Genomic DNA, 236 nt, shown 5'->3' on the forward strand with positions numbered 1-236 from the left:
CCGTGGCTGCCCATGCCGACCCCGCCCGCGCCGGGCCCCGCGGCCCCCGCGCCCCCCCCGTCGAACCGGCCCAGCGCCTCGATGCCGTCCTCGCCGCCCGGCATCCGCAGCCCGGTGTCCCCGCCCACCCAGGCGAACGCCGTCGGGAAGTACGTCCTGGCCGCCTCGGTGTCCCCGCGCATGACCTCCAGGTCCCCGGCCTCCACCTCACGGAACGCGTGCGGGACGACCCCCCC

Annotated in this window: 1 pseudogene; it reads right to left on the reverse strand. The window is 79.7% G+C overall.

Going from position 1 to position 236, the window contains the following annotated elements:
- A pseudogene (locus KVT44_RS57075) lies at positions 1-236 on the reverse strand (histidine phosphatase family protein); the annotation flags it as partial.

It is taken from the genome of Streptomyces sp. GbtcB7, from assembly GCF_019091445.1.
Classification (GTDB): Bacteria; Actinomycetota; Actinomycetes; order Streptomycetales; family Streptomycetaceae; genus Streptomyces; species Streptomyces mirabilis.